This is a genomic window from Rhodoferax sp., assembly GCF_025354435.1.
Taxonomy (GTDB): domain Bacteria; phylum Pseudomonadota; class Gammaproteobacteria; order Burkholderiales; family Burkholderiaceae_C; genus Rhodoferax_B.
The window spans coordinates 1-22,765 of record NZ_JANXMU010000050.1 but is presented as its reverse complement, the minus strand read 5'-3'; the positions used below and the strand labels follow the sequence as shown (position 1 = coordinate 22,765).

Annotated in this window: 20 protein-coding genes and 2 pseudogenes; 12 read left to right on the top strand and 10 right to left on the bottom strand. The window is 64.1% G+C overall.

Going from position 1 to position 22,765, the window contains the following annotated elements; translation table 11 throughout:
* Nucleotides 1-10: 10 nt before the first annotated feature.
* Both Q0T48_RS13330 and Q0T48_RS13325 read right to left on the bottom strand, forming a co-directional pair.
* Complete coding sequence (locus tag Q0T48_RS13330; protein WP_295957103.1) at nt 11-940, bottom strand: SMP-30/gluconolactonase/LRE family protein; 930 nt, start codon at nt 938-940, stop codon at nt 11-13.
* Nucleotides 937-1,746 (bottom strand): NAD(P)-dependent oxidoreductase, encoded by an 810-nt coding sequence (locus Q0T48_RS13325; protein WP_295957102.1) that lies wholly within the window; start codon nt 1,744-1,746, stop codon nt 937-939. Before Q0T48_RS13325 ends, Q0T48_RS13330 begins: the two co-directional genes overlap by 4 nt.
* 262 nt (nt 1,747-2,008) lie before the next feature.
* On the opposite strand from Q0T48_RS13325, the gene Q0T48_RS13320 reads away from it, so the two are divergent.
* The 5 genes from Q0T48_RS13320 to Q0T48_RS13300 all read left to right on the top strand — a co-directional run bounded on the left by Q0T48_RS13320 (nt 2,009) and on the right by Q0T48_RS13300 (nt 7,496).
* Nucleotides 2,009-2,770, top strand: coding sequence for a FadR/GntR family transcriptional regulator (locus Q0T48_RS13320; RefSeq protein ID WP_295957204.1), 762 nt, complete (start codon nt 2,009-2,011; stop codon nt 2,768-2,770).
* A gap of 101 nt (nt 2,771-2,871) precedes the next feature.
* Nucleotides 2,872-3,858, top strand: a complete 987-nt coding sequence (locus Q0T48_RS13315) for a TRAP transporter substrate-binding protein (RefSeq protein WP_295957101.1) — start codon at nt 2,872-2,874, stop codon at nt 3,856-3,858.
* 69 nt (nt 3,859-3,927) lie between these two features.
* Complete coding sequence (locus tag Q0T48_RS13310) at nt 3,928-4,410, top strand: TRAP transporter small permease (RefSeq protein WP_295957100.1); 483 nt, start codon at nt 3,928-3,930, stop codon at nt 4,408-4,410.
* Between the two features lie 2 nt (nt 4,411-4,412).
* Nucleotides 4,413-5,765, top strand: coding sequence for a TRAP transporter large permease (locus Q0T48_RS13305; protein ID WP_295957099.1), 1,353 nt, complete (start codon nt 4,413-4,415; stop codon nt 5,763-5,765).
* 93 nt (nt 5,766-5,858) lie between these two features.
* The gene (locus tag Q0T48_RS13300; RefSeq protein WP_295957098.1) at nt 5,859-7,496 is read left to right on the top strand and encodes a methyl-accepting chemotaxis protein; all 1,638 of its coding nucleotides are present in this window, start codon (nt 5,859-5,861) and stop codon (nt 7,494-7,496) included.
* 153 nt (nt 7,497-7,649) lie between these two features.
* On the opposite strand, the gene Q0T48_RS13295 is transcribed toward Q0T48_RS13300, so the two are convergent.
* The 8 genes and pseudogenes from Q0T48_RS13295 to Q0T48_RS13260 form a co-directional block, all read right to left on the bottom strand.
* The gene (locus tag Q0T48_RS13295) at nt 7,650-7,997 is read right to left on the bottom strand and encodes a nucleotide pyrophosphohydrolase (protein WP_295957097.1); all 348 of its coding nucleotides are present in this window, start codon (nt 7,995-7,997) and stop codon (nt 7,650-7,652) included.
* A gap of 13 nt (nt 7,998-8,010) precedes the next feature.
* Nucleotides 8,011-8,436 carry a hypothetical protein gene (locus Q0T48_RS13290; protein WP_295957096.1) on the bottom strand — a complete coding sequence of 142 codons (426 nt, stop codon included), beginning with the start codon at nt 8,434-8,436 and terminating at the stop codon, nt 8,011-8,013.
* Nucleotides 8,400-8,705 carry a hypothetical protein gene (locus tag Q0T48_RS13285; protein WP_295957095.1) on the bottom strand — a complete coding sequence of 102 codons (306 nt, stop codon included), beginning with the start codon at nt 8,703-8,705 and terminating at the stop codon, nt 8,400-8,402. The genes Q0T48_RS13290 and Q0T48_RS13285 overlap by 37 nt, the downstream gene beginning before the upstream one ends.
* Nucleotides 8,698-9,138 carry a hypothetical protein gene (locus Q0T48_RS13280; RefSeq protein WP_295957094.1) on the bottom strand — a complete coding sequence of 147 codons (441 nt, stop codon included), beginning with the start codon at nt 9,136-9,138 and terminating at the stop codon, nt 8,698-8,700. The genes Q0T48_RS13285 and Q0T48_RS13280 overlap by 8 nt, the downstream gene beginning before the upstream one ends.
* Before the next feature lie 377 nt (nt 9,139-9,515).
* Nucleotides 9,516-9,857, bottom strand: a pseudogene (locus tag Q0T48_RS13275) (PPC domain-containing DNA-binding protein); the annotation flags it as partial.
* Between the two features lie 95 nt (nt 9,858-9,952).
* A complete protein-coding gene (locus Q0T48_RS13270) occupies nt 9,953-11,410 on the bottom strand; it encodes a malonate decarboxylase subunit alpha (protein ID WP_295957093.1) in 1,458 nt (485 codons plus the stop codon).
* A 123-nt stretch (nt 11,411-11,533) separates the two neighbouring features.
* Nucleotides 11,534-12,775, bottom strand: a complete 1,242-nt coding sequence (locus Q0T48_RS13265; RefSeq protein ID WP_295957092.1) for a thiolase family protein — start codon at nt 12,773-12,775, stop codon at nt 11,534-11,536.
* A gap of 3 nt (nt 12,776-12,778) precedes the next feature.
* On the bottom strand, nt 12,779-13,984 hold the full coding sequence (locus Q0T48_RS13260; RefSeq protein ID WP_295957091.1) for a thiolase family protein: 1,206 nt from the start codon (nt 13,982-13,984) through the stop codon (nt 12,779-12,781).
* A gap of 155 nt (nt 13,985-14,139) precedes the next feature.
* Here Q0T48_RS13260 and Q0T48_RS13255 point away from each other — a divergent pair, with 155 nt between their 5' ends.
* The 7 genes and pseudogenes from Q0T48_RS13255 to Q0T48_RS13225 form a co-directional block, all read left to right on the top strand.
* A complete protein-coding gene (locus Q0T48_RS13255; protein WP_295957090.1) occupies nt 14,140-14,928 on the top strand; it encodes a crotonase/enoyl-CoA hydratase family protein in 789 nt (262 codons plus the stop codon).
* Nucleotides 14,929-14,933: 5 nt separating this feature from the next.
* Nucleotides 14,934-16,799, top strand: a pseudogene (locus Q0T48_RS13250) (feruloyl-CoA synthase).
* Nucleotides 16,796-17,560, top strand: coding sequence for an SDR family NAD(P)-dependent oxidoreductase (locus Q0T48_RS13245; protein ID WP_295957088.1), 765 nt, complete (start codon nt 16,796-16,798; stop codon nt 17,558-17,560). Before Q0T48_RS13250 ends, Q0T48_RS13245 begins: the two are co-directional and overlap by 4 nt.
* Nucleotides 17,561-17,591: 31 nt before the next feature.
* On the top strand, nt 17,592-18,827 hold the full coding sequence (mhpT, locus tag Q0T48_RS13240) for a 3-(3-hydroxy-phenyl)propionate transporter MhpT (protein ID WP_295957086.1): 1,236 nt from the start codon (nt 17,592-17,594) through the stop codon (nt 18,825-18,827).
* 155 nt (nt 18,828-18,982) lie between these two features.
* A complete protein-coding gene (locus Q0T48_RS13235; RefSeq protein WP_295957084.1) occupies nt 18,983-20,116 on the top strand; it encodes a porin in 1,134 nt (377 codons plus the stop codon).
* A 46-nt stretch (nt 20,117-20,162) separates the two neighbouring features.
* The gene (locus Q0T48_RS13230) at nt 20,163-21,812 is read left to right on the top strand and encodes an acyl-CoA dehydrogenase family protein (protein ID WP_295957082.1); all 1,650 of its coding nucleotides are present in this window, start codon (nt 20,163-20,165) and stop codon (nt 21,810-21,812) included.
* 140 nt (nt 21,813-21,952) lie between these two features.
* Nucleotides 21,953-22,765 (top strand): tannase/feruloyl esterase family alpha/beta hydrolase (locus Q0T48_RS13225; protein ID WP_295957080.1); only part of this gene is annotated, 813 nt, incomplete at its 3' end.

Sequence of the window (22,765 nt, the reverse complement as noted above, 5' to 3'; positions counted from 1 at the left end):
TATGCCGTATTTAAGGCTTGTTAGCCGGGAACTGGGTGAACACGGGTGCGGCAACGCCACACGCACCCGGCTGCAGGGCAAACACGGCCCCATTCAACCCGGGCGCTGCCGCGTCTACCGTGCCCGGCACGATGGAGGTGACATACAGCACATCCAGGTTCGCCCCGCCAAACGTGCACATGGACGGCTTGGCCACGGGCACCTCCAGCGACTCGACCAGCTGGCCTTGCGGATTGAAGCGGTGCACCCGACCTGCGTCGTTGCCGCAGATCCAGTAACAACCTTCGGCATCGACCGCTGCGCCATCCGGGCGGCCCGGCAGAGCTTGCATGTCGACAAACAGGCGTGGGTGCTGCAAATTACCGCTGGCATCCACATCGAAAGCCCAGATTTTTTGTACGCTGGGGTGCGAATCGGACAGGTAGGCGGTGCCGCCATCGGGGCTGAATGCCAGGCCGTTGGGGGTGATCAGGCCGTCCAGCGGGGTGGACTGCAAGCCATCCAGCCGCACGGCGTGCAGGCCGGTGGCATCCAGGCAATACAGGCGGCCTACGGAAGAAGCCAGGCCCATGTCCATCACCATGCTGCTGGCCCAGAAGCGGCCCTGCGCATCGCAGCGGCCGTCGTTGAAACGCATGCCGGGCGCGGGGTGGGTGACGCTGGCCAGGCACTCGACACGCACCTCGGGGGCGTTCAGCAGCGTCACGGCAAAAATGCCGGTTTCCATCGCGGCCACCAGGGTGCCTGCGGTGGCGGTCAGGCCGATGCAGCCGACGCGCTCGGGTACGGTCCAGCTGTGGACGGTGTCCGTGGCGGGCGACCAGCAGCGGATCTGCTGGCCATTGATATCCACCCAGTACAGGGCTTGCTCGGCTACCGACCACACCGGGCTTTCGCCCACGCGGTCGCGGACGCTGGAAACAACAGTCACCGTGCTCATGCCTCGTAAGGTCCCATGCGCACAAACGCACCGCCCTGGTGCAGGGCTGCAGGGTCACTGAAGTCAGGCGGCGGGGTGCGGGCGTAGACGGCCTCGCGGAAGATGTCCGAGCTGTCTTGCGGCACGTAGCCGATATGGCGGGCGCGGCTGTTGTCCCACCAGGTAACGGCGTTGTTGGACATGCCAAAGATGATGCTGAAACCCAGCGCAGGCGTGGTCAGGCAGGCGGTGATCAGGCGGTGCAGGTCGTCAAAGCTCAAAAAGGTGGCCAGCATGCGGCGGTCGCGCGGCTCGGGGAAGGACGAGCCGATGCGCACACAGGCGGTTTCAATGCCGTAGCGGTCAAAGTAGTAGCGCGCCAGGTCTTCGCCGAAGGCCTTGCTCAGGCCGTAGTTGCCGTCCGGGCGGGCCGGTGCATCGGCGGTGATGGTCTCGTCCTGGCGGTAAAAGCCGGTGACGTGGTTGGAGCTGGCAAACACCACCCGCTTCACGCCAAATTTGCGGGCGGCTTCGTACAGGTTGTAGGCCCCCAGGATGTTGGCCATCATGATGGGCTCGAACGGGCCGTCCAACGACTTGCCGCCCATGTGGACAATGGCATCCACGCCTTGCACCATCGCATCGACCTGGGCCGCATTGGCCAGGTCGGCCAGCATGATTTCTTCGCCTTCGGCGGCAGCGCCGAAGTCCACTACATCCGACAATCGCAGCGTGGTGCAGTTTTGCTTGAGGCTCTCGCGCAAAACCTTGCCCAGGCCACCGGCGGCGCCGGTTAACAAAATTTTCTCGTGCAACTTGATGGCCATATAGGTTCCTGTTAACTTGTTTTACGTCACAACACTGGCTCCGACTGGGCTCGCCTTGCGTACCTGGGTTTCATCCGCTGGACTTTTACTGGGGCTTTGCTACTATGCATTGCATAGACTTACACATCAGTCATGTGTTGTCTGACAACTAGCTATTCTGATAACCACTTCATTCCATGTCAAGGCTTTTTTAATGGCATCCGCACAAACCCTTGCGAAATTAGACCCCACCTTGTCTGCCTCCAGCGCGCGCTCCACGCCCATCCCCCCGCCCTCCCCGGCTTCCTCTGCCGCTCTGGCCCGCCCCCGGCGCACGCGGGGTCTGGTGTTTGAGATTGTGGACGCGCTGGTGGCCGACATCCGCAAAGGCCAGTTGCACCCCGGCGACAAGCTGCCCACCGAAGCCGAGTTCATGGCCCGGTTCGAAGTCAGCCGCACCGTGGTGCGCGAGGCCATCTCCAAACTACAGGCCTCGGGTCTGGTGGAAACGCGGCACGGCATCGGCACCTTTGTGATCGAGCCGCCCGACACCCGCAACTTCAAGATCGCCCCCGAAGACTTTGCCACCGTGGCCGACGTGATCGCCCTGCTGGAGCTGCGCATCAGCCTGGAAACCGAGGCTGCCGGGCTGGCTGCCCAGCGGCGCACCCCGGCCAACCTGGCCCAGCTAGAGCTGGCGCTGAAAGACTTCAAGGACGCGATTCCGCTGGAGTCCGATGGCGTACCGGCCGACTTCCAGTTCCATATGGAAGTGGCCCGCGCCACCGGCAACCAGCACTTTGCCGACCTGATGACCTACCTGGGCACAATGATCATTCCGCGCACCCGCGTCAAGACCCTGGAGAACGTGCCCGAGGGCCGGCTGGCCTACCTGCTCAAAGTGCATGGCGAGCACGAGAGCATTTACCACGCCATCCGCGACCAGGACAGCGATTCGGCCCGCGCCGCCATGCGCACCCACCTGTCGAACAGCCGCGAACGGCTGCGCAAAAGCCAGCCCCTGGACACCGCCAAGCTGGGGTGATTCGGCCACAAACAGGGGTTTACCCTTTGTGTCATTTTGTTTTTGGGTTGTAGGATGACTGATAAATTTTATCACTCCTCAGCCACTCAACAGGAATCGACATGAAGACTTTCCACCGCCCCCTGATCAGCCTGATCGCCGCAGCCGCCCTGTGCGTTGTCAGCGGTACCGCCGCAGCCCGCACTTTCCGTTCGGCCGACGTGCATTCCAAAGAATTCCCCACCAACATGGCGGTGAAGTACATGGGTGACGAGCTGAGCAAGTCCACCAACGGCAAAGACAACATCAAGGTGTTTGGCGACAGCGCCCTGGGCTCCGAAAAGGACACCGTGGAACAAGTCAAGATTGGTGCCATCGACATGGTGCGCGTCAGCCTGGCATCGTTCAACGGCATCGTGCCCGAGTCGATGATTCCGTCGTTCCCATTTATCTTCCGTGACCTGGCGCACTTCCGCAAAGCCATCTACGGTGCCGAAGGCGACAAGATTCTGGCGTCTTTCGACAAAGCCGGTTTCATTGGTCTGGCCATGTACGAAAGCGGTTCGCGCTCAATGTATGCCAAGAAGCCGATCAAGTCGGTAGCCGACATGAAGGGCCTGAAGATCCGCGTGCAGCCATCTGACCTGGCCGTCGCGATGGTCACCGCCATGGGCGCATCGCCTGCCCCCATGCCCATGGCCGAGGTGTATTCTGGTCTGAAGACTGGCCTAGTCGATGCCGCTGAAAACAACATCCCTTCGTACGAAGAAGCCAAGCACTACGAGTCGGCTGGCATTTTCTCTGAAACCATGCACGTGATGACACCCGAAGTCGTGGTCTTCTCGAAGAAGGTTTGGGACACGCTGACACCGGTGGAGCAAGCCGGACTGCGCAAGGCCGCCAAAGCTTCGGTTGCCTACTACGTGACCCTGTGGGATGCCAAGGAAAAAGATGCCAAGGCCGCCGTGCTCAAGGGCGGCGCGAAGATCATCCCCGCAGCCGAAATCGACAAGGCCAGCTTCGTGAACGTGGAAAAGCCCGTCTGGGACAAGTTTGCCACCACGCCTGAACTGAAGGCTCTGGTGCAAGAGATCGTCAACGTCAAATAAGCCCACTTCTGCCGCCGCCGTCCCAGCTCTGTGGACGCGCGGCGGCAGAACGCTTGAGAAGTAACCACCATGAATTTACTCAATTCACTGAGTGCACACCTGTCCAACTGGGTGTTGCGCGTGGCCAGTGTGTGCCTGGCGGCATTGGGACTCGTAGTCATCTACGGTGTCGTGATGCGCTATGCATTCAATGACGCCCCCGCCTATGTCGAGCAGGTTGCCTTGCTGCTGGTCATCTCGGTTGCCATGTTTGGTGCCGCCGCCGGTGTGCACGATGCAGGCCACATCAGCCTGGATTCAGCCGTCAAACTCCTGCCCGCCAAAGGCCAGTTCTGGTGTCTGGTAGTGGTCGAACTGCTAACCATCGCCTTTGCCGCCGTGCTGCTGTATGGCTGTGAACACATGGCTGCATCGACGCGCCACGACACCATTCCTACGCTGGGTATCTCCGAAGCCTGGCGCTATGTACCGCCCATGATTGCCGGCGTCCTCATCATCCTGTTTTCAGTGAGGCACATGCTGGCACTGTTTACAAAGAAAACCACTGCCTGACCATGGAACTTGCTGTACTTTCCTTGAGCTTTTTGCTCTTTCTGGTGCTCGGGGTGCCGGTGGCGTTTGCCATCGGCCTGAGCTGTCTGGCCACCTTTGCGGTGGAAGGCTTGCCACTGGCCACGGCCATGCAGATGATGGTGTCGGGCATGAACGTGTTCTCGTTCTTGGCCATTCCGTTCTTCATCTTCTCGGGTGAGCTGATGCTGCACGGTGGCATTGCCGACAAGATTCTCAACTTTGCGCGCAGCATGGTCGGCCACATGCGCGGCGGGCTCGGCCTGGCCAACGTGATGGCCAGCACCTTGTTCGGCGGTGTGTCGGGTTCGCCGATTGCCGACACCTCGGCCATGGGCGGCGTGATGATCCCCATCATGAAGCGCGAAGGCTATAGCGCCGGTTACGCGGTCAACGTCACCACCCACGCGTCGCTGACCGGCGCGCTGATGCCCACCTCGCACAACATGATCATCTATGCCTTCGCCGCCCAAGCGGCCACCGGCATGATCGGTGGCCATGTGATCCGCGGTGTGTCGATTGGCGACCTGATGTTTGCGGGCTTGGTGCCGGTGTTCTGGATCATGGTCTGCATGCTGATCGCCGCCTACTGGCAAGCCGTGCAAAACGGTTTTCCCAAGCGGGCTGACGGCTCGTCCATGCTGGAGAAATTCCCCGGCTGGAAAGCCGTGCTGACTACTTTCATCGCAGCCATTCCCGGACTGATGGTGATCGGCGTGATTCTGGGCTGCGTGATGGGCGGCGTGACCACAGCGACCGAGGCCGCAGCGATTGCGGTGGCCTATTCGCTGCTGCTGACCAGCGTGATCTACCGCACCATGAGCCGTGCCAAAGTGGTGATGGCGCTGAAAAAAGCCTCCAAGACCACCGGCGTGATCTTGCTGTTGATTGGCGTGTCGAACATGCTGCGCTGGCAAATGGCGTACCTGGAAATTCCAGATGCGATTGAAGCCGCGCTGCTGCACGCCACCACCACTCCGTGGCTGATGCTGTTGTACATCAACATCATCCAGATCTTCCTGGGCATCTTCCTGGACATGGCGGCCCACATCCTGATCACCACACCGCTGTTCCTGCCGCTGGCCATCCAGATGGGCGTGGGCCCGGTGCAGTTCGGCATGATGCTGCTGCTGAACTGTGCGCTGGGGCTGGTGCATCCGCCGGTAGGGACGGTGCAATTTGTCGGCTGTGCCATTGGCAATATTTCGATTGGTGAGGCAACCAAAACCGCGTGGCCCTACTACCTGGCGATATGGGTGGCCATCAACCTGGTGACCTATGTGCCAGCGTTCTCCACCTGGCTACCGTCACTGATCACCGGACACCCGGTGTTCTGACGGTGATCCCCAAGGGCTGCTTTTGCAGCCCTTTTTGTTGGGCCACAAGCCCCACCCTTGCCGCCCCGGCCCCCCCTTTTTTCTTTCTTGACTATGCACCTACCTTTTATGGGACACACCAGCATTTCCCGCCGCCTGTCCATCGGCTTCGGCGTGATGGTCTGCCTGTTGGCCGTCATCACGGCGGTCTCGCTGGTGAGCATGTACAACACCCGGCACCGCGTCACCGTTATCCGCGACGAACTCAGCCCCAAGGTGGAGCTGGTCGGGCAAATGAAGCAGCAGGTCAACCAGATCGCCATGTCCATACGCAACCTGGGCATCCTGACCACGCCCGAAGATCTGGAAAAAGAATACCAACGCCTGACCAGCGCCTACACCCGTTACGACGCACTGTCACAACAGTTCATCCAGCGCGCCGATGCCGACGGCGAGAAGACGCTGCTGGCCAGCCTGGACGCTGCCCGCAAAGATGCCTCGGCGATGTTCCAGTCGGCGGTGGAAAAAGCGGGCTCTGCGGGCGCAGTGCAAGACATTGCCGTGCTCATCCGCCTGGAACTGCGTACCAACCTGGAAGCCTGGAGCGTGTCGCAAGACACCTGGCTCAGCACCATCGACCAGCTGCAGCACAAGGTGTCCCAGCAGATCACGGACAACCAGGCTGATGTGGTGCAGCAGGCCAACCGCGGCATCCAGGTACTGTTGATCGTGGCCTGCCTGGCCATCAGCTTCGGCATAGCAGCCGCCTGGTTCATCACCCGCTCCGTCAAGCTGCCGCTGCGCCGCGCCGTCGAAGAAGCCGACCGCATGGCCGGAGGCGACCTGTCGCACGCCATCGAATCCGCCAGCCACGACGAAACCGGCCAATTGCTACGCCGCCTGGAAAGCATGCGCAGCCGCTGGGCCAGCACCATGGCCCATCTGCGCGACACCACGCAAAACGTCAACACCGCCGCGGTAGAAATCGCCCACGGCAACCTGGACCTGAGCCAGCGCACCGAGCACACCGCCGCCAACCTGCAACAAACCGCCGTGTCGATGGAAGAGCTGACCGGCATCGTCAAGCAATCCGCCGATGCCGCCCGGCAGGCCAACCAGCTGGCCTCATCCGCCGCCGAAGTCGCCGCTCGGGGCGGCCAGGTAGTGGCCCAGGTGGTGCGCACCATGGACGAGATCAACACCAGCTCCCAGAAAATTGCCGACATCATTGGTGTCATTGACGGTATTGCCTTCCAGACCAATATCCTGGCGCTGAATGCGGCTGTGGAAGCCGCCCGCGCCGGGGAACAAGGCCGGGGCTTTGCCGTGGTGGCCAGTGAAGTGCGCAATCTGGCAGGTCGCTCGGCTGAGGCCGCCAAAGAAATCAAGGTGCTGATCGCCGCCAGCGTGGACCGCGTGGATGCCGGCTCGCACCTGGTGGCCCACGCGGGCCAGACCATGGCCGAAATCGTCGGCTCGGTGCAGCGCGTATCGCACATCATTGGTGAGATCACCGCCACCGCGTCCGACCAGTCGGAGCGCATCGGCCTGGTCAGCATCTCGGTGGCCGAGCTGGACCAGATGACCCAGCAAAACGCCGCCCTGGTCGAACAATCTGCCGCGGCCGCGGAGAGCCTGAAAACCCAGGCCACCCACCTCACGCAGCTGGTGGACACCTTCAAGCTGGGCGCACCCACTGCCTACGCCGCACCGCAAAAAATCACGGCCCGAAAGAAGCTGCAACTGGCCTGAACGCACCTTTTCGCGCCTTTTTGCGTTTTTACTTCGGTTAATCCGGCAGGTTAAATTTTAAAGAAAATAGGCCTCTAACGTATGTAATACCTACGCTAGTAGCTATATTTTCAGGAGCAATTAGCCTTTGGCGTACAGCGCGCCTGCCAGCGCTCAATCTGCCGAGTACTTCTGGCAGGAGCCGCGCGCAGTGGCGACCGGGTACTTCTCGGCATTCACCAGCATCTTGCGCCGCGCGGATTCCAGCAAGTCGATGTCCAGCTTGTCACAGAGCTGCAGCAGGTACAGCAGCACGTCGGCCGCCTCGACGGCGACTTCGGCTTTTTGCGGCGCTGGAAGGCTGCGGCTTTGGTCTTCGGTCAGCCACTGAAAGTGCTCCAGCAACTCGGCCGCCTCCACGCTCAGCGCAGCAGCCAGGTTCTTGGGCGAATGGAATTGCGCCCAGTCGCGCGCCGCAGCGAAGTCGCGCAGGGCTTGGGTCAGGGAGGGGATGGTGGTCATAGTGGAGGGGGGGTTATGGGCCTGCAAGGGCCAAAGTTGCGATGGACTGGAGCCGCTGCAGCACCAGACCCGTACGCGTGCTGTGCGTGACGATGCCCGGTAATGCGTTCAAAAACTCTGGGTGCGCCAGCAACGCACCCACTTGGCTGACGACAAACCTGCGCACATCGGCTGCTGCCACGGCCAGCTCTGCCACCACCTCCACCCGGCCATCCACCACCGTGATGATGTCCTCGAGATCGTGGCTCAGGTAGACATCGTCCTGCCCGCGGTCTTTGAATGCCTCGAACTTGGTGGCCAGGAAATACGGCGCCGATAGATGGCGCAGCCACAAGCCTGGCTCGGGCTCGGCACGCACCGCAGCCTCAAAACCCGCGCGGTACCAGGGGTTGGCAAAGCCCATCACCTTCTCATCCAAGGGCACCAAATCCAATTGCATGCGCTGCCAAAACCACCGAAATGGTGGTGTGTTGTTTTCATGGTCTGGCGGAAACCTCTGGCAACAAGCTCTTCGGTAACCAGGTGGTAGCCCGCCAAAGTGGTGACTTCCACAATCGCATCCACATCCTCCGTGGGGCGAATGTCCGCCAAGGCAGGCTGGCTCATCAACAGCCCGGTCGCGCAGCCCCCGACAAACACCACGCGCTCACGCAACGGCCCCAATGCTTGCGCCATGGCGATCAACAGACCCAGATTGGGATTAGCCATGCGTGCTGGCCCCAGTCTTGCCCGCATGCGGCGGATGGATCAAGACGGGCAAACGCAGCGCCGCCATGCCCCGCTCACGCGCACGGCCAATGCGCAGGGCATCAAACAGTGCCAGCATCTCGTACAAGCGCGCATCCTGCATGGCAGCATACGGAACACTGGGATGCAGGGGCACCAGCCCCGTGCCGCGTACGCTGCCCTCCGGGTGGGGCCACACGTAGTCGTCGGATCCCGGCGCGAACACCCCGGCAAATGCCGGTGCGCTGTGGCTGGTGGGCACGCCCACCGTGGGGCCAAAGGTGTCGGCAGCAAACGCATATTTGGCCCCATGCAGCGCAAATTCCGCCAAATTACGCGGGTGGGCGCGGGCCGGGTTACCCGCCGCCGCATCGGCCACCGCCCCAGGCGGCGCACGCCGGGAGCGTTTTGGCAATAAATAAACAGCCTTTGGCTCCCGTACCCCAAGCGGTGCTTCGGGCAAAGCAAACACCCGGTTGTCCAGCAACAGCCCCGCGTGCAAGCCCCGTTTCACACAAGCGTGCGCCTCGGAAGCACTCAAGCCAAGAGCGAGTGCCAGACTGGCATATGTCCACCGTTGGTCAGCCCACGACACCAGCTTGAGGGCCACTAAAAAATCTTGCGGTTTGAGTTGCATTATTCAATATTCGCGATTCAAGAATATAGCTAAAACCAACGAAAAATGCAAGCACCGTGCAGCGTCTGGGCTTGAAATCAAGCGTGGCCCGATCGCCCCCGCACCACCAGTTCGTCATACCCCGTTGCCACATCCAACTCGCGCGTAAACGCTCATTCGGGCAACAGCGCCAGCAGCACCTCCGCCGTGGTCCGCACGGTGTAGCCCGCCGCCACATGCCCGCCCAGCACCGCCCCGGTCGCGGTGGACAGCGCCATGTGCAGGTGCGAACTGCTGCGCTCCCCGTCAAACGCCACCGTGCCCGACAGACTGAGGATTTCCATGTCCCCCACCAGCCGCTGCGGCTGCTCCGCCCCGGCGAAACGCAGACCGGCGGTGGACAGGCTGCCGATGCCCGAGAGCACAAAGGCCGCCTGGCAGTTTTGGCTGCGCACGGCGGCTTCCAGGGCCTGGCGCAGGTCTTGGCCAGGGGTGAGGCGGAGGGGGAGGATTTGCATGGAATTTATAAAAAATAGGCCGCTAGCGCAAATATTACCTGCACCATACGCTATATTTTTGATAGCAAACCACGCAACCCGAAACCCTGACCACCTCAGACCCTACTGCAGCTGCACAGCCTTGGCCGCCATCGCCTTCGCCAGCCCCCCCACTGCGCGCTGAACAGCCCCGCGTCCATGGTCTTGACGTTCTTCATGATCGGCTTGAAGCCCATGTGCGCCAGCACATCGCGCTCCAAATCCACGCCGGGGGCAATTTCGGTCAGTTCCAGGCCTTCGGTGGTGAGCTGGAACACGGCGCGCTCGGTGACGAACAACACTTCTTGCTGGCGCAGGGCGGCGTCATGGCCGTTAAAGGTGATTTGCTCAACCTTTTCGATGAACTTGCGCGACTTGCCCTCTTGGACGATGGTGAGCTGGCCGTCAGCCGCTTGCACCTGCAGGCCACCGGCGGTGAAGGTGCCGCAGAACACCAGCTTCTTGGTGGAGCGGGTGATGTTGACGAAGCCGCCGCAGCCGACCGGGCGGCCATTGAACTTGCTCACGTTGACGTTGCCCCAGTTGTCGGCCTGGGCCAGGCCCAGGAAGCTGGCATCCAGGCCGCCGCCGTCGTAGAAGTCGAACTGCAGCGACTGCTCGATGATGGCCTCGGCGTTGTAGACCACGCCGAAGTCGCCCAGCTGCGCGGGGATGCCGCTGGTGATGCCGCTCTCTACGCTCAAGGTCAGTTGGTCGGACACGCCCTCTTCCGCCGCCACCGACGGCACTCCGGCGGGGATGCCGATCCCGAGGTTGGTGACGGCACCGGGCTTGAGTTCCATGGCGGTGCGGCGGGCGATGACTTTGCGCTCGTCCAGCGCCATGGGCTCCAGCGAATTGAGCGGCACGCGCACGTCGCCGCAGAACGCAGGGTTGAACTGGGTGGCGATGGTCTGCATGTGGTTCTCAGGCTGGCTGACCACCACGTAGTCCACCGACACACCGGGGATCTTCACCGCCTTGGGGTGCAGGCTGCCCGCTTGCACGATGCGCTCCACCTGGGCGATGACGATGCCGCCGCAGGCCTTGGCCGCGTGGGCGATATTGATCTGCTCCAGCAGCACGCCCTCTTTGTCCAGCGTGATGTTGCCGTTTTCATCGGCCAGCGTGCCGCGGATGATGGCCACGTCGATCTTCGGGCAGGGGTAAAACAGCCATTCTTCGCCCGCAAATTCGACCAGCTTGACCAGGTCTTCGGTAGACTGGCTGTTGAGCTTGCCGCCTTCGATGCGCGGGTCCACAAAGGTGCCCAGGCCCACCTTGGTCAGCAGGCCGGGGCTGCGGCTGGCGATGTGGCGGGTGAGGTGCGACAGGCTGCCCTGCGGGAAGTTGTAGGCCTCGACCTCGCCCGCAAACACCATCTTCATCATCTCAGCCCCGGTCTGGCCGAAGTGGCCTGCGATGGTGCGCTTGATCATGCCGGGGTGGGCAAAGTGGACCATGCCTGCGTCCTTGCTGTTACCCATGGCCCCACAGGCCCAGGTGGTGACGTTGCGCGGGTGGCCGGTGTTCAAGAACGTTTGCTCCACGCCTTTGAGCACCTCCTCGGGTAGGCTGGAGACGGCCAGGCCGCCCAGGAAGAGGTGGCGTTGTCTTGGATGAGTGCGCCTGCTTGGGCGGCGGTGATGATTTGCATGTCAGTCTTTCAGGTATTCAGGGTTTTCAATCAGTAAGGCCATGCCTTGGCCGCCGCCTACGCAGGCGCTGGAGATGCCGTAGCGCAGCCCGCGGCGGCGCAGTTCGCGCGCCAGGGTGACGGTGAGGCGCACGCCGGTAGCGGCCAGGGGGTGGCCGAGTGCAATCGCACCGCCATTCACATTCAGCTTGTCGCGGTCCAAGCCCAGCTCGCGCTCCACCGCAATGGTTTGCGCGCCCTGGGCCTCCTTGATCTCGAACAAGCCGATGTCCGACAGTTGCAGGCCGCAGCGCTCCAGCAGGGCGCGGATGGCGGGCGCGGGGCCGATGCCCATCAGCTCGGGCGGCACACCGGCGGCAGCGGCACCGCGCAAACGGGCCAGCGGCTGCAAGCCGTTTTGGCGTACATACGTTTCGCTGGCGACCAGCGCGCCCACCGCGCCATCGACCAGGGCCGAGCTGTTGCCTGCGGTTTGCACGCCGCCGGGGTAGACGGTGCGCAGGCCCGCCAAGGCTTCCAGCGGCGAGGGGCGGGGATGGGTGTCGCGGTCCAGCTGGGCCACCTTGCGCGGCAGCTGGATGCCCCGGGTGGCGTAGCCGTCCAACGCGAATTTTTCGCTGGTCACAGGGACGATTTCGCCCGCCAGAAAACCATCGGCCTGGGCCTTCAAGGCACGCTCGAACGACAGGGCGGCATACGCATCGGCGCGGGTGATGCCGTATTTTTTGGCCAAGTTCTCCGCCGTCTCGATCATGGTGACCGGGCCTGCGGTGTCGGTCAGGGCTTCGATCAAAAAGTCTTTGAACTCCACCGGCGCGCCCAGCTTAAAGCCGCTGCGGTGGGTGTAGGCGGCGATGGGGTTGCGCGTCATGGACTCGGTGCCCACCACCAGCGCCAGGTTGGCGTAGCCCAGGGTGATCTGGTCGGCGGCCTGGCGGAACAGCTCGAAGCCGGTGCCACAGATGCGCTGCACCAGGATGGAAGGCGAGGCGATGGGCACGCCTGCGTACAGGCCGATGTGGCGCGGCAGCACAAAGGCATCGAAGTCGGCGTGCGCCATGGAGCCGGTGACGACCGAATCCACATCGGCCGCGGGCACGCCGCTACGGGCAAACACGGCGCGGGCCACCTTGATGCCCATGTCGGTGGGTGACACACCGCCCAGCGGGCCGCAGTAGTCCACCAGCGGCGTGCGCACGCCGTCCACAATCCACGCGTCTAACTTGGCAGAAAAGTGTTGCATGGCTTATCCCTTGCGGCTGTCGGTAACACGTAAGACGGTGGCGTAACCGCTGTCTCCCGCTGCGCAGCCGGTGAACAGGCCCACGCCGCCGCCACGCAACACCAGCTCTTCGATCAGCTCGATGATGGCGCGCAGGCCGGTGGGGGCTTGCGGGTGGCCCCAGATGATGGAGCTGCCATAGTTGTTCATCTTTTCCCAGGCAAAACCGGTGTCGCGGGCCAGCGCAATGTCGTTCACCGCGAAGGGGTTGTGGGTTTTGATGGCGTGGATATCGGCAATCGACAACCCGTCGTTTTTGAGGGCGTTAAAGGCGGCGGGCGAAGGGGCCATGGGCATGTAGCCGGGCTCCACGCGGGCCTGGCCAAAGCCCAAAATTTCCACTTCGATATTCGGATTGGTCGATGCGGCACGGGCCAGGTCGCGCGTGGTGACGATAGCCCCGGCGTTGCCGTCGGCCGGGTGGGTTTGGCCGCCAAAGGTCACCGTGCCGCCCGGCATCACCGGCTTCAATTTGGCCAGGCCCTCGGCGGTAGTGGGGAAGATGCCTTCGTCGGCGCTGAGCACACCGGTTTGCTTGCGGAACTTGGAATCGGTCAAGGGCACATCGGCCATGTACAGCTTCTGGAACGCGCGGTCATGTGCCAGCGCCTGCTGGTACTGGCCGTAGCGGTGCAGCTTCAGATCGTGCTGCTCGGCGGTGCTGATGCCGTAGCGCGCGGCCACGTTTTCGCCGGTTTGCAGCATGGGGTTTTTGGCATACGGGTCATGGCCCATGTTGTCGGGCACCCAGTGCTCGGTGGTGCCGTAGCCGCCGGTGCCCGTGGGGTCGGGGTAGTAGACCACCGGGCCATTGGACTGGCGGTCGGCCATCACCAGCAGCGCGCTGGTGGCGGTGCCGCACTGCACTTCCTGCGCGGCCATTTGCAGGGCCCGCACGCTGGTGGCGCAGGCCTGCTGGACGGTGGGTCCGGCCACGCGGTCAATGCCCATCAGGCCGGTGACATACGGCAAGCCGTAGAAGCTGCCTTTTTGCGGATTGGTCAAGCCCAGGATGGCCAGGTCGATCTGCGCCATGTCATAGCCACGGGCCGCCAGGGCCTGCTTGCCCACGGCGGCGGCCAGTGGCAAGGCGTTCAGGTTGGCCAGCGAACCCTGCCATTTGGCAAACGGGGTAGACCAGTAAACCCCGTAGGGGATGTATGCGGACATGGCTTTTCCTTGCGCCCGAATGGGCAAATTTGATTATTTATAATAACTATATTTTGATCCTAAAAAGCTAGGGAAAGCACTTACGATAGAACGTCCTATCCATCTTGTTTTAGTTATTTTTTATAACTATAATCCAGCCAGACGAAGAGCACACCATGACTACACACCACCCTGATATTTCCCTTGAGATCTGCGGCGACGACCAAGAAATTGCCGTCATCCGCCTGACCCGCCCCAGCAAACGCAATGCACTGAACGACGGCCTGATCCTGGCTTTGCGCAACCTGCTCGACGGCCTGCCCAGCACCGTGCGGGCGGCGGTGATCGACGGCGAAGGCCCGCACTTCTGCTCCGGCCTGGACCTGAGCGAGCTCAAGGACCGTGACGCGGGCCAGGGCCTGCTGCATTCCCGCATGTGGCACGCTGCGCTGGAGCGGGTGCAGTTCGGCCCGGTGCCGGTGGTGGCGGCGCTGCACGGCGCGGTGGTCGGCGGCGGGCTGGAGCTGGCCAGCGCCTGCCATATCCGCGTGGCCGATGAATCCACCTTCTACGCCCTGCCCGAAGGCTCGCGGGGCATCTTTGTGGGCGGCGGCGGCGCAGTGCGCATCCCGCGCCTGATCGGCACCGCCCGCATGACCGACATGATGATGACCGGCCGCGTGTACAACGCAGTAGACGGCGAACGCATCGGCATGGCCCAGTACCTGGTGCCCACCGGCGAAGCCTTTGCCAAGGCGCTGGAACTGGCCACGCGCATTGCCCAGAACGCGCCGCTGACCAACTACGCGCTGATGCACGCCCTGCCCCGCATTGCCGAGCAACCGGCCGACCAGGGCTTTATGACCGAAGCCATGATGGCCGCCATCGCCCAGAGCGCACCCGAAGCCAAGGAACGCGTGCGCGCCTTCCTGGACGGCAAGGCCGCCAAAGTCCAGAAAGCCTGATCCCCATGTCCGCCCCCACCTACCGCCCCCTGCGCTTCGGCGTGACCCACGTCACCACCCGTGACACGCCCGAGGGCGTGCGTTATGTGCGGGCCGCGCAAGACCTGCAGCCCTACCCCACCCGCCTGACCGACCGGCTGGCGCACTGGGCCCGCACCACGCCCGACCAGACCTGGATGGCCCAGCGCGTGAAAAACGCCGACGGCAGCCTGGGCGACTAGCAGCACATCAGCTACGCACAGGCTTGGCAGTCGGCACGCAACATCGCCCAGGCTCTGCTGGGGATGCCCCTGAGCGCCGAGCGCCCGGTGGCCATCCTGAGCGAAAACGACCTGGACCACGCCCTGCTGTCCCTGGGCTGCCTGGTAGCCGGTGTGCCGCAGTGCACCGTATCCACCGCCTACAGCACCATCAGCCAAGACTTCGACAAACTGCGCCATGTGGTGGACACCCTCACCCCCGGCCTGGTGTTTGCCAGCAGCGGCGAGCGCTTTGGCCGCGCCATCACCGCCACCATGGGCCCCGACGTGCAGGTGGTGCTGGGCAGCGGCATCGTGCCGGGCCGCGCCACCATTGCTTTCAGCGATTTGCTCCACACCCCGGCCACTGCAGCGGTGGATGCCGCGCACGATTCCATCACCGGCGACCACATTGCCAAGTTCATGTTCACCTCGGGCTCGACCAAGCTGCCCAAGGCGGTGGTGGTGACGCACGGCATGTGGAGCGCCAACCTGCAGCAGATGAACCAGTCCATGCCGGTACTGGCCGAGGAGCCCCCGGTGCTGGTCGATTGGCTGCCCTGGAACCACACCTTTGGCGGCAACCACAACTTTGGCATCGTCATCTACAACGGCGGCACCCTGTATCTGGACGAAGGCAAGCCCACGCCCAAGGGCATGGCAGAGACCCTGCGCAACCTGCGCGAGATTGCGCCCACCATCTACTTCAACGTGCCCACCGGGTTCGAGGTGCTGGCCGAGGCCCTGCAGACCGACGCACTGCTGCGCAAAAACCTGTTCAGCCGCGTCAAGATGTTCTTCTTTGCCGCCGCTGCGCTGTCGCAACCCATCTAGGATGCCTTGTTTGCCAGCGCCGAGCGCGAGGTGGGCGAGCGCATCGTGATGAACACCGGCCTGGGCATGACCGAAGGCACGCCGTTCTGCATCGCCGTCAACAGTCCCAACGTCAAGGCCGGCTACATCGGTGTGCCCACCCCCGGCCTGGAGCTGAAGCTGGTGCCTATGGACGGCAAAACCGAGGTGCGTTACCGCGGCCCCAACATCACCCCCGGCTACTGGCGCAACCCCGAAGCCACCCGCGAGAGCTTTGACGACGAGGGCTTCTTTTGCTCCGGCGACGCAGTGCAGTGGATCGACGAGAACGACCTGCACCAGGGCCTGAAGTTCGATGGCCGCATTGCCGAAGACTTCAAGCTCAGCACCGGCACCTTCGTCAGCGTGGGCCCCATGCGCGCCAAGATCGTGGCCGCCGGTGCGCCCTATGTACAAGACGTGGTGCTGACCGGTATCAACATGAAGGAAGTCGGGGCACTGCTGCTGCCCACTGCCGCCTGCCGCACTCTGAGCGCCCTGCCCGACAGCGCCAGCGTGCAAGAGGTGCTGCACAGCACGCCGGTGCAAGCCCATTTCCAGCAGGTGATCAACACCCTGGCTGCCAGCTCCACCGGCAGCGCCACCCGCATCGCCCGCGCCCTGCTGCTGGCCGAGCCGCCGTCGCTGGACAAGGGCGAAATCACCGACAAGGGCTCGATCAACCAGCGCGCCGTGCTGCAACACCGTGCCGCTCTGGTCGAAGCCCTGCACGCCGACACCCTGCCCCACATCCTCAAACCTACCGGACCCACAGCATGAATATTTCAGGACAATCCGCCCTCGTCACCGGAGCCGCCTCCGGCCTGGGCGAGGCCACCGCCCGCGAACTCGCCCGCCTGGGTGCCAAGGTCGCGGTGCTCGACGTGAACATGGCGCTGGCCGAAAAGGTCGCCGCCGAGATTGGTGGCGTGGCTTGCCAGTGCGACATCACCCATGCCGACAGCGTCAGCGCCGCCATCGAAAAAGCCGCTGCGGCCCATGGCCCGGCGCGCATCCTGATGAACGTGGCCGGTATCGGCGGCGCCAAGCGGGTGGTGCAAAAAGACGGCAGCGCCGCACCGCTGGACGCGTTTGCCAAAGTCATCGCCGTCAACCTCATCGGCAGCTACAACATGACCCGCCTGTTTGCCGCGGCCTGCGCCAAGTTAGAGCCGTTGGACGGCGGCGAACGGGGCGTAATTATGTTCACCGCGTCCGTTGCGGCGTTCGATGGCCAGGTGGGCCAGCAGGCCTACAGCGCGTCCAAGGGCGGGCTGGTGGGTATGACGCTGCCGATGGCACGCGACCTGGCGCAGTACGGCATACGGGTGTGCACCGTGGCACCCGGCCTGTTTGCCACGCCGCTGATGCAGGAGCTGCCCGAGGCGGTGCAGGCATCGCTGGCCGCATCTATCCCGTTCCCGTCGCGCCTGGGCAAGCCGTCCGAATTTGCCGAGCTGACGGCGCACATCGTGACCAACGGCCACCTGAACGGCGAAGTGATTCGCCTCGACGGTGCGCTGCGCATGGCCCCCCGTTAAAACCCTCAAAAAAAGATTAGGAGACAAAAAAATGCAAACCACCGCTACCACCCATTCCCCCCCCAGCACGGCGGGGTCCGCCAAATTCATGACGCTGTTTCTGTGCTTCGTCGTGGCCCTGCTCGAAGGCCTGGACCTGCAGTCCGCAGGCATCGCCGCGTCGCGCATCGGCGCGGAATTTCACCTGCTGCCGCCGCAAATTGGCGGCATGTTCAGCGCAGGTCTGGTGGGCTTGCTGCCCAGCGCGATCTTTGGCGGCTGGCTGTCCGACCGCATCGGGCGCAAGAAAGTATTGATTGGTTCGGTGCTGATTTTTGGCCTGTTTTCGCTGGCCACCGCCCATGTGTGGGACTACCACAGCCTGCTGGCGGCGCGCTTTCTGACCGGCCTGGGCCTGGGCGCGGCGTTGCCGCTGCTGATCGCCTTGTCGTCCGAAGCTGCCGAGCCGCACAACCGCAGCATTGCCGTCAGCATCACCTACGCCGGCATCCCGCTGGGCGGGGCGATTGCCTCGGTGCTGGGCATGGTGAACTTTGGCGGCGACTGGCGCGGCCTGTTCTATGTGGGCGGCGTGGTGCCGCTGGTGATTGCCGTGCTGCTGCTGTTTTTGCTGCCCGAGTCGCGGGCCTTCCGGGAAGACCAACAAGCCCCGGCCAGCGCATCGCGCACCGCCGGTGGGCTGTCTGGCCTGTTCACCTTGGGCATGTGGAAATCCACCCTGCTGCTGTGGCTGGCCAGCTTCTTTGTGCTGACCGTGCTGTACATGCTGCTGAGCTGGCTGCCGTCCCTGCTGCAAGGCAAGGGCTTTAGCCGGGCCGATGCCGGACTGGTGCAACTGATGTTCAATTTTGGCGGTGCTGCAGGCTCGCTGGCGGTGGGACGGCTGATGGATTCGCCGCGCCGCATGGCCACCGCCGTAGCGATTTACCTGGGCATGCTGCTGGCACTGGCCGGGCTGGGCCTGTCGGACAGCTTTGCGCTGGTGGTGCTGGCCGGGCTGGGTGCCGGGTTCTGCGCCCTGGGTGGCCAGGTGGTGCTGTACGCCATGGCCCCCACGCTGTACCCCACCTCGAACCGGGGCACCGGCGTGGGCGCATCCATCACCGTGGGCCGCCTGGGTGCCATCGGCGGGCCGATGATTGCCGGGCAGATTCTGGCCGCCGGCATGGGCGTAGCCGGGGTGATGGCCGCCTCGGCCCCCGGCATCATGGTCGCCGCCTTCGCCGCCCTGGCGCTGGTGCGCGATCCCGTCAAACCTTCCCACTGAAATTTATATAAAAACGGCCTCTGGCGTAGGTAATACCTAGGCTAACAGCTATTTAATTAGGAGCAAACGTGTTGCTGCGAAGCGGCACGTGCGCCTGAGCCACGTCTGCGCTTTGCGCAGCCCCCGTCCACCCACCTGAGTTTCTGGAGACTTCTATGAAAAAAATGACATCCCACCGCGCGTTGACGGCCCTGGCCGCGCTCAGCGCACTCGCCACCGCCGGTGCCGTCCACGCCCAAAGCGTCACCCTCTACGGCCTCATCGACACTGGGGTCGAGACCGTCAGCAACACCGCCACTGCCGGGCGCATCACCCGCGTGCCGTCCAACACCGGCATCCTGCCCTCACGTGTCGGCATGCGCGGCAAGGAAGACCTGGGCGGTGGCCTGAACGCCGTGTTCGCCCTGGAGATGGGCGTGGCCCCGGATACCGGCGCTTCGGGCCAGGGCGGTCGCCTGTTTGGCCGCCAGTCGTACGTGGGCCTGGGCAGCGACTGGGGCACCGTCACCGTGGGCCGCCAGTACAGCATGCTCTACTGGTCGATGATGGATGCCGACATCGTCGGCCCCAGCGTGTTTGGCCTGGGTTCGCTGGATGCCTACATCCCCAACGCCCGCCACGACAACGCCATCGCCTACCGGGGCAAGTTCGATGGCCTCAGCGTCGGTGCCAGCTACAGCCTGGGCCGCGACACGGTGAACGCCGGGCCATCCCCAGTGGGCACCAACTGCCCCGGCGAAAGCGGCAGCGATGCCCAGGCCTGCCGCGCCTGGTCGCTGCAAGCCAAGTACGACACCCCCACCTGGGGTGCCGCATTGGCCTATGACCTGCAGCACAGCCGCACGCTCACCAGCGCCACCGACGCGGTGTTTGGCGGCCTGACCAGCAGCGCCAAAACCGATGCCCGCCTGTCCGTCAACGGCTACGCCAAGTTCGGCGATGCCAAGCTGGCTGCAGGCGTCATCCGCCGCGACAACGACGGCAGCGCCACCAAGCCCAAGAGCGATTTGTGGTTCCTGGCTGCGTCCTACGCCATCAGCCCCGCCTGGACGGTAGACGGCACCGTGGCCCGCCTGGCCTACAAGGACTTTGACAATTCCGACTCCACCCTGGTGGCCGTGCGGGCGCTGTACAAATTGTCCAAGCGCACCACCGTGTACGCCCAGTTGGGCCACATCAGCAACCAAAGCCTGGCGGCCGTGTCGGTCAGCGGCGGGGCCACCGGTAGCAACCCGGCGGCAGGGGGCAGCCAGACCGGCACCATGGTTGGCATCAACCACTCGTTCTAACGCTGATACCACCTGCACAGGCTGCTATTCCTAACAGAGCAAACCCATGACCGCATTGGACGACATCCGCTTCCTCCTCCACGACGTGCTGCAGGCCCCCGCCCAGTGGCAGGCGCTGCCGCCGTTTGCCGATACGGATGCGGACCTGGCGCTGCAGGTGCTGGAGGAGGCGGGCAAGTTCGTCACCAGCGTGGTGGCACCGCTGCAGCGCGTGGGCGACGAGGTGGACTGCCGGTTCGAGGCGGGCCGGGTGACCACGCCGCCGGGCTTTAAGGAGGCCTACCAAGCCTTTTGGCAGGCCGGGTGGCCATCGTTGGCGTGCGCGGTGGAAGACGGCGGCCAGGGCCTGCCTGCGGTGCTGGAGGGCGTGCTGTTTGAAATGCTGGCCGGGGCCAACCACGGCTGGACCATGGCCCCCGGCCTGCTGCACGGGGCCTATGCCTGCCTGAAGCACCACGGCAGCCAGGCGCTGAAAGACGCGTACCTGGAAAAGATCGCCACCGGCGAATGGCTGGCCACCATGTGCCTCACAGAAGCCCATGCGGGCAGCGACCTGGGCCTGGTGCGCACCAAGGGCACACCCCAGCCCCATGCCACGGACAGCAGCGTGCGCGTCAACGGCAGCAAGATTTTCATCTCCGGCGGCGAACACGACCTGACCGACAACATCGTCCACCTGGTGCTGGCGCGCCTGCCCGATGCCCCGCCTGGCCCCAAAGGTCTGTCGCTGTTCCTGGTGCCCAAGGTGTTGCCCGACGGCAGCTTGAATGCCGTGGTCTGCGAGCGCATCGAGGAAAAAATGGGCCTGCACGGCAGCCCCACCTGCGTGATGCGCTTTGACGATGCCATCGGCTGGCAGGTAGGCGAGGCCCACAAAGGCCTGAACGCCATGTTCGTGATGATGAACGCCGCCCGCCTGCACGTCGGCCTGCAAGGCGTGGGCCTGCTAGAAGCGGCTTGGCAAAAAGCCCATGCCTACGCCCAGGAGCGCCGCCAGATGCGCGCGCCCACCTCTACCCACGGTCCCAGCTTGATCCACGAGCACCCCGCCATCCGCCGCATCCTGGACACCCAGCGCGCCTGGATCGACGGCGGCCGGGTGCTGGCCTACCACACCGCCCTGCAGCTAGACGTGGCCGCGCATAGCCCCGATGCGGCCACGCGCGGCGCGGCCCAGCGCTGGTGCGCCCTGGTCACCCCGGTGCTGAAAGCGGCGATGACCGACCAGGCCTTCAGCGGGGCCAGCGCCTGCCTGCAGGTGTTTGGCGGCCATGGCTACATCCGCGAATGGGGCATTGAGCAGATCGTGCGCGACAGCCGCGTAGCCATGATTTACGAAGGCACCAACGAGATCCAGGCCATCGACCTGCTGGTGCGCAAGGTGCTGGCCGATGGCGGTGCAGGCATCACCGCGCTGCTGGTCGAACTACCCGCCAGCCCGCACCGCGATGCACTGATCGAGACCACCGCCGCGCTGGTACAGGCCGCCCCCGCCGACCCCGAACTCCCCTACGGGGTGGCTGACGACTACCTGCGTACCGTGGCTCTGGTGCTGCTGGAATCCGCCTGGAGCCGCATCCACGCCGCCAGCACGGACGGGCGCTGGACCGCGCCCGCCCGGGCCTTCCGTACCTGGGTGCTGCCCGAATGCGGCATGCGCCTGGCCGTCATCCAGCAGCGGCTAAAAAATACGTAAAAAGTGCCTCTAGCGCATATTTAATCTGCGCAAGCAGCTATTTATTCAATAGCAAACCCATTTCCCCGCCCGCAGCGTGTAAAGCGATGGCCTAGGCCACGCTGCGGGCTCCCCTGCGCCTGGCCCTTGGAGACAACCCCATGAAACGAAGATTCCACCCCGGTTGGCTGGCGGTAAGCCTGCTGCCCACGGTCTTGCTGGTTGGCTGCGGCGGCGCGGACGATAGCCTGCCGCAACTGGCCGCGGCCACGTCCGGTTCGCTGCTGTCCTGCACCGATCTGGCCAGCAAAATCAGCTTTGCCAACACCACCATCACAGCGACCACGGCGGTGGCTGCCGGTACGCTCACGGTCGGTGGCACACCGGTACCGGCGCACTGCCAGGTCACCGGCAAGATGCACCAGCAGGTCAGCACGGCCGACGGCAACAACTACGCCATCGGCTTCGAGATGCGCCTGCCCAGCGCCTGGAACGGCCGCTTCTTCTACCAGGCCAACGGCGGCACCGACGGCAGCGTGCTGACCGCCACCGGGGGTGTCAACGGCGGCGGCGCGCTGACCAATGCACTGAACATGGGCTTTGCGGTGATCAGCTCGGATGCAGGCCACGCCGCGGCGCTGGGTGCCAACTTCGGCATCGACCCGCAGGCCCGGCTCGACTACGGCTACCAGGCCGTCGCCAAGCTGACGCCGATGGCCAAGAGCGCGATCGCGACCGCCTACGGCAAGGGCCCCGATCGCTCCTACTTCGGCGGCTGCTCCAACGGCGGACGTCAAACGATGGTCGCAGCGGCGCGCGAGCCGGACCAGTACGACGGGTACCTGGTCGGCGACCCGGGGTTTCGCCTGCCGCTGGCGGCGGTCGCCAACATCGCTGCGGCCCAGGGCTATGCGACGGTCGCGACCAAGGCGGGCGACATCTCGACCGGCTTCACCACCGCCGAGCGCCAGCTC

What these genes read in the sequence shown, in the direction of transcription:
- Q0T48_RS13290 (WP_295957096.1), bottom strand. Translation starts at nt 8,436, where the DNA reads ATGCAATTGGATTTGGTGCCCTTGGATGAGAAGGTGATGGGCTTTGCC.
- Q0T48_RS13305 (WP_295957099.1), top strand. Translation starts at nt 4,413, where the DNA reads ATGGAACTTGCTGTACTTTCCTTGAGCTTTTTGCTCTTTCTGGTGCTC.
- Q0T48_RS13285 (WP_295957095.1), bottom strand. Translation starts at nt 8,705, where the DNA reads ATGGCTAATCCCAATCTGGGTCTGTTGATCGCCATGGCGCAAGCATTG.
- Q0T48_RS13230 (WP_295957082.1), top strand. Translation starts at nt 20,163, where the DNA reads ATGACCGCATTGGACGACATCCGCTTCCTCCTCCACGACGTGCTGCAG.
- Q0T48_RS13325 (WP_295957102.1), bottom strand. Translation starts at nt 1,746, where the DNA reads ATGGCCATCAAGTTGCACGAGAAAATTTTGTTAACCGGCGCCGCCGGT.
- mhpT (WP_295957086.1), top strand. Translation starts at nt 17,592, where the DNA reads ATGCAAACCACCGCTACCACCCATTCCCCCCCCAGCACGGCGGGGTCC.
- Q0T48_RS13315 (WP_295957101.1), top strand. Translation starts at nt 2,872, where the DNA reads ATGAAGACTTTCCACCGCCCCCTGATCAGCCTGATCGCCGCAGCCGCC.
- Q0T48_RS13295 (WP_295957097.1), bottom strand. Translation starts at nt 7,997, where the DNA reads ATGACCACCATCCCCTCCCTGACCCAAGCCCTGCGCGACTTCGCTGCG.
- Q0T48_RS13310 (WP_295957100.1), top strand. Translation starts at nt 3,928, where the DNA reads ATGAATTTACTCAATTCACTGAGTGCACACCTGTCCAACTGGGTGTTG.
- Q0T48_RS13235 (WP_295957084.1), top strand. Translation starts at nt 18,983, where the DNA reads ATGAAAAAAATGACATCCCACCGCGCGTTGACGGCCCTGGCCGCGCTC.
- Q0T48_RS13330 (WP_295957103.1), bottom strand. Translation starts at nt 940, where the DNA reads ATGAGCACGGTGACTGTTGTTTCCAGCGTCCGCGACCGCGTGGGCGAA.
- Q0T48_RS13260 (WP_295957091.1), bottom strand. Translation starts at nt 13,984, where the DNA reads ATGTCCGCATACATCCCCTACGGGGTTTACTGGTCTACCCCGTTTGCC.
- Q0T48_RS13265 (WP_295957092.1), bottom strand. Translation starts at nt 12,775, where the DNA reads ATGCAACACTTTTCTGCCAAGTTAGACGCGTGGATTGTGGACGGCGTG.
- Q0T48_RS13245 (WP_295957088.1), top strand. Translation starts at nt 16,796, where the DNA reads ATGAATATTTCAGGACAATCCGCCCTCGTCACCGGAGCCGCCTCCGGC.
- Q0T48_RS13255 (WP_295957090.1), top strand. Translation starts at nt 14,140, where the DNA reads ATGACTACACACCACCCTGATATTTCCCTTGAGATCTGCGGCGACGAC.
- Q0T48_RS13300 (WP_295957098.1), top strand. Translation starts at nt 5,859, where the DNA reads ATGCACCTACCTTTTATGGGACACACCAGCATTTCCCGCCGCCTGTCC.